Raw genomic sequence first — 4,532 nt, forward strand, 5'->3', positions numbered from 1 at the left:
TCACTCCCCACTCCCCACTCCCCACTCCCTACTCCCCATTATTGCTTATCTTTTACTGTGCCATGACCTTAACTTTGTACAATACTCTAACTCGCCGCAAGGAAGCCTTTACACCTGTCGAGACTGGCAAGGTACGGATGTACTGCTGCGGGATGACGGTGTACGATCTTTGCCATTTGGGTCATGCTAGAACCTGTATTGTCTGGGATACCGCCCGTCGCTATCTACAATGGCGGGGGTATGAGGTGAATTATGTCCAGAATTTTACCGATATTGACGATAAGATTCTCAATCGGGCGCGAAAAGAGGGGACATCTATGGTGGATGTTTCGGAAAGATTTATTCAGGCTTATTTTGAGGATATGGCTCGGCTAAATGTGGCGCAAGCTAATGCTTATCCTCGTGCAACTCATGCTTTGGATGGGATTAAGCGGCTAATTTACGATCTGGAACAAAAGGGTTATGCTTATCCATCATCTGGTGATGTTTATTATGGGGTAAGAAAGTTTGCTGAATACGGGAAACTTTCGGGACGAAAATTAGAGGATTTACAAGTAGGTGCTAGTGGTAGGGTGGAAGTAGAAGATCCTGAAGCTGCTAAGAAGAAAGATCCTTTTGATTTTGCTTTGTGGAAAGCCGCAAAGGAAGGGGAACCTGCTTGGGAATCACCTTGGGGTAATGGTCGTCCGGGATGGCATATTGAATGTTCTGCTATGATTAGGGATAATTTGGGGGAAACTATTGATATTCATGTGGGTGGTGCGGATCTAATTTTCCCGCACCATGAGAATGAAATTGCCCAATCGGAAGCGGTAACTGGTAAACCTTTATCGAATTATTGGTTACATACGGGAATGGTGAAGGTGGGCGGGGAAAAGATGTCCAAATCCTTGGGTAATTTTATTACAATTCGGGATTTACTCAATCGCCCTACTGATTCGATGGCGATACGTTTGTTTACTTTACAAGCCCAATACCGCAAACCATTAGATTTTACTGAAGATGCCATAGAAGCTGCTACTAATGGTTGGCATACTCTGAAGGAAGGTTTGTTATTTGGCTATAAACATAAGGAAAAATTAGGTTGGGAAACATTTTCCTCCACACCCCACTCCCCACTCCCCACTCCCCACATCCAAAGATTTAATGAAGCAGTAGATGATGATTTTAATTTCGCTGGGGGATTAGCGGTTTTATTTCAATTGGCGAAAGATTTGGTTAAGGAAGGTAATCTGATTGTCCATGAAGAGAAAACGGAAACACCGTCAGAGGAATTGGCAAAGCAATGGAAAACTTTAGTAATGCTAGCAGATGTATTGGGTTTTGCAGCACAACCGGAGGAAGAAGTTGAGGCGGTTGATGGTTTAAGTGATGGGGAAATTGAAGGGCTAATTCAACAACGTTTAGAAGCGCGGAAAGCTAAGAATTTTGAGATGAGCGATCGCATTCGGAATGAGTTGCAGGCTCAAGGTGTTACTCTGATTGATAAGCCCGGTGGTGTGACGATTTGGCATCGGGGTTAGGGAATAAGGGAAAACCCGCCATGGATTTAAGTCCACGGCTAATAGTTTAAGTCCATTGAAATTCATAACTTGCAGCAGTAGCGATAACCCGGCAGTGGTTCAAACCACTGCCTAATAGCTTAAGTCAGTTAAAACTGACTGATAAGCTGCGACGCATCTAAATTGGATATTAAATTTGTTGAAAGGGTTTTTTGGTGTGGGGATGTACAAATTAAATGCGTAGCAGCTTATCATAATAAGAGTCCATTTTAATGGACTTGAGCTATTAGCCGTAGAATTAATTCTACGGCGGGTTTTGCTCCTTACTGACAATGGTGCAAGTTATGAGTTTCAATGGACTAAAAATAGACAAGACTTACGCAAAATCTTCTATCAGGAATATATCAAATGACTTCATACGCTTTTTGGAATAATAAAGGTGGTGTTGGCAAGAGTTTTCTTTGCTTTGTAGCAGCTTCTGAATATGCTTACTGCCACCCTGATACAGATGTTTACGTTATTGATTTATGTCCGCAAGCTAATGTATCAGAAACCTTACTTGGCGGATATCTCACTAGTCCAAAAGCTTTACATGTTTTAAGTAGTAAGACTCCTCGTGCAACGGTAGCAGGTTATCTTGAAGCACGTCTAAACTCGCCATTCCGTATGATTTCAGACGTATCACCTTACCTTTGCGAACCAAAAGAATTCAATCCCAAAATACCAGAAAATCTCAAACTTGTATGTGGGGATAATCTGCTAGAAATAATTTCTGAAGCAATTCGGCAAACTTCCCAATTACAAATACCAATTGATGCTTGGAAACAAGTGCTAAGTTGGATAAAAGATCTAACAGTTGCTTTACGTGTATATAGTGGTAGTCGAGATACTCTATTTGTAATTGATTGTAACCCTAGTTTTGCTGTCTATACACAGCTTGGTTTGGTAGCAGCAGAGGGTGTAGTTATCCCATTCACGGCGGATGATAGTTCCCGGCGTGGCATCGAAAATGTTGTAGCACTTCTCTATGGTATCAGCGATCCTCAGACTGAATTGTATGCACGAATTAGCTTTGCCAAACGCGCTAAAGAAGAAGGTCTCAATGTCCCCAAATTACATACCTTTATCAGTAACAGAGTCACTATTTATGAAGGAAAACCAAGCAAAGCATTTGAAGCTGTAAACAAAACCATTAAGCAGACAATGGATACTATACATAAAAAGCATCGTCATATTTATGCGAACCCCAAAGATTTACCTAGCAGCAGTTTCATAGAAATTCCTGATTATCATAGTGCCTGTGTCGTTGCTAGCATAACTGGTACTCCCTTGCATAAACTTAACCCAGGTCCGAAGAACATTGTTGGCGAACGAGTGCAATTAAATCCAGAACCATTAGAAAGATATCGGAAGGCACTTGAACAATTCGTAAACTGTCTCTAGAAGAATTGACGTGCCATCACCAGCAGCATTGGAATATAATATCGCGGCAAAAAAAGCTGACATCCTTCGTGAAACTGCTACAGATCCTCGCTTGCGCCCGATATCCCACAACCAAACTCAAGTCTATTACCACTCAGCTTTAGCAACATTGGTTGCCGCATGGGAAGCTTATATAGAGGAACTTGTTCGCAACTTTTTTGATGTTACAGCCAACCCTTTAGATCCCAAATTTGATGCGGTACACTCCATTGCTAGAAATGCAGCTATGGAATCGCTGAAAAGATTCAATACACCTAATTTTGATAATACCAGAAATCTGCTAGTTCAATATACTGGCTACGATCCTATTGGTGATTGGATTTGGTCAGGAAGAAGTATGAATGCCGTTGCTACTAGACAGATGCTGAACGAAGTTTTACAAGTGCGGCATAGTTTTGCACACGGGTTCCCCATTCCCCCATATTCTTGGACACAAACACCAACTGGAAAAGTTCGACTTACGGCTAAAGCAATAAAGGATATTGAGGCATTTTTTCGATATCTTGTATATGTTACTGACCGAGGGATAAAACAACATATCCAAACGAGTTATAGTATAGTTGTCCTTTGGTAAAGAGCGATATCGCATTCGGAATGAGTTGCAGGCTCAAGGTGTTACTCTGATTGATAAGCCCGGTGGTGTGACGATTTGGCATCGGGGTTAGGGAGTGGGCTTTCCGCTCCTATCGGTTGCTCATGATTCATCAGCAATCGGGTTATTTGTCTTTATCCCCAAAGGCAGACATTCCGCTGAATAGCATAAACAAGCCACCGATTAATATCGCGACAGCTAATCCACCTGCTATTAAGTCTAATACGTTTATTGTTTCCATTACCATTCCCTATATTTATGGATATTTTACCTAACTAAGGTATCACGCATTTAATTTTCATCCCTCCACATCCTACACCCCTTTCAAAAATGTCAATAGCCAAGGATGCACAGGAGCTTATTACCTACCCTCTTGCCAAGCATCACCTCCTGCCAACTGACTCAAATAATCATTAATCGCCAGTGGTAATTCCTTTTTTGAGTGGATGTAGGTTAAAGCTAAAAGAGACTGAGTATTTTCTATTATTTGACTTCTATCCACCATTTCCAAAAGTTGACATGGCGTGTAAGCACCATCTGCTACTTCCACACTGGCAGTCGCAATTGCTGCTTCTATTTCATCTTCGATCACTTCCTCCCACTCATCACTATTGATATAGTAGGATTTTTTATTCTCTTTAAGATTCAGTTTATAGATTTCTCTTACTGAATCTCGAATAGAAGCTGCCCAGGAATTAGTTAAACGTTGCTCGATTTGGTTTTTAATCAAGTGAATCAGTATTCTATCTATAAATGATTCAATATTACGCAAAACTGCTTGTTTGCTCATTCCTTCTAACTCATCCACAATTGCTAAAGCATCTCCGTAACGCCCCTCGAGGATACTGGCTCTTAAATCTATTAATTCTTGAGTCATAATTATTGTAAATCTCTAATATTATTTGGCTAATTGCTAATTGCTAATTGCTACAGCAGATTGCAGGTTTATGAAGTAC

The 4,532-nt window shown here is 41.0% G+C and carries 5 protein-coding genes; 3 read left to right on the top strand and 2 right to left on the bottom strand.

Annotated features, from left to right (window positions below; genetic code table 11):
* Nucleotides 1-62: 62 nt before the first annotated feature.
* From cysS to NJ959_RS26005, 3 genes are all read left to right on the top strand, one after another.
* Nucleotides 63-1,523 carry a cysteine--tRNA ligase gene (gene cysS, locus NJ959_RS25995; RefSeq protein ID WP_254014662.1) on the top strand — a complete coding sequence of 487 codons (1,461 nt, stop codon included), beginning with the start codon at nt 63-65 and terminating at the stop codon, nt 1,521-1,523.
* Nucleotides 1,524-1,910: 387 nt separating this feature from the next.
* A complete protein-coding gene (locus NJ959_RS26000; RefSeq protein WP_254014659.1) occupies nt 1,911-2,945 on the top strand; it encodes a ParA family protein in 1,035 nt (344 codons plus the stop codon).
* Between the two features lie 10 nt (nt 2,946-2,955).
* On the top strand, nt 2,956-3,558 hold the full coding sequence (locus NJ959_RS26005; protein WP_254014660.1) for a HEPN domain-containing protein: 603 nt from the start codon (nt 2,956-2,958) through the stop codon (nt 3,556-3,558).
* 142 nt (nt 3,559-3,700) lie between these two features.
* Here the strand turns inward: NJ959_RS26005 and NJ959_RS30860 are convergent, their stop codons facing one another.
* Complete coding sequence (locus NJ959_RS30860) at nt 3,701-3,817, bottom strand: NAD synthetase (protein WP_373693712.1); 117 nt, start codon at nt 3,815-3,817, stop codon at nt 3,701-3,703.
* A 120-nt stretch (nt 3,818-3,937) separates the two neighbouring features.
* Entirely contained in the window at nt 3,938-4,453 is a 516-nt protein-coding gene (locus NJ959_RS26010; protein ID WP_254014661.1) for a DUF29 family protein, read from the bottom strand.
* Between the last annotated feature and the right edge of the window lie 79 nt (nt 4,454-4,532).

Source organism: Limnofasciculus baicalensis BBK-W-15 (assembly GCF_024178385.1).
Lineage (GTDB): Bacteria > Cyanobacteriota > Cyanobacteriia > Cyanobacteriales > Coleofasciculaceae > Limnofasciculus > Limnofasciculus baicalensis.

Excerpts from the sequence above, each read along its gene's own strand:
- NJ959_RS30860 (WP_373693712.1), bottom strand. The coding sequence starts at position 3,817 with ATGGAAACAATAAACGTATTAGACTTAATAGCAGGTGGATTAGCTGTC.
- cysS (WP_254014662.1), top strand. The coding sequence starts at position 63 with ATGACCTTAACTTTGTACAATACTCTAACTCGCCGCAAGGAAGCCTTT.
- NJ959_RS26010 (WP_254014661.1), bottom strand. The coding sequence starts at position 4,453 with ATGACTCAAGAATTAATAGATTTAAGAGCCAGTATCCTCGAGGGGCGT.
- NJ959_RS26000 (WP_254014659.1), top strand. The coding sequence starts at position 1,911 with ATGACTTCATACGCTTTTTGGAATAATAAAGGTGGTGTTGGCAAGAGT.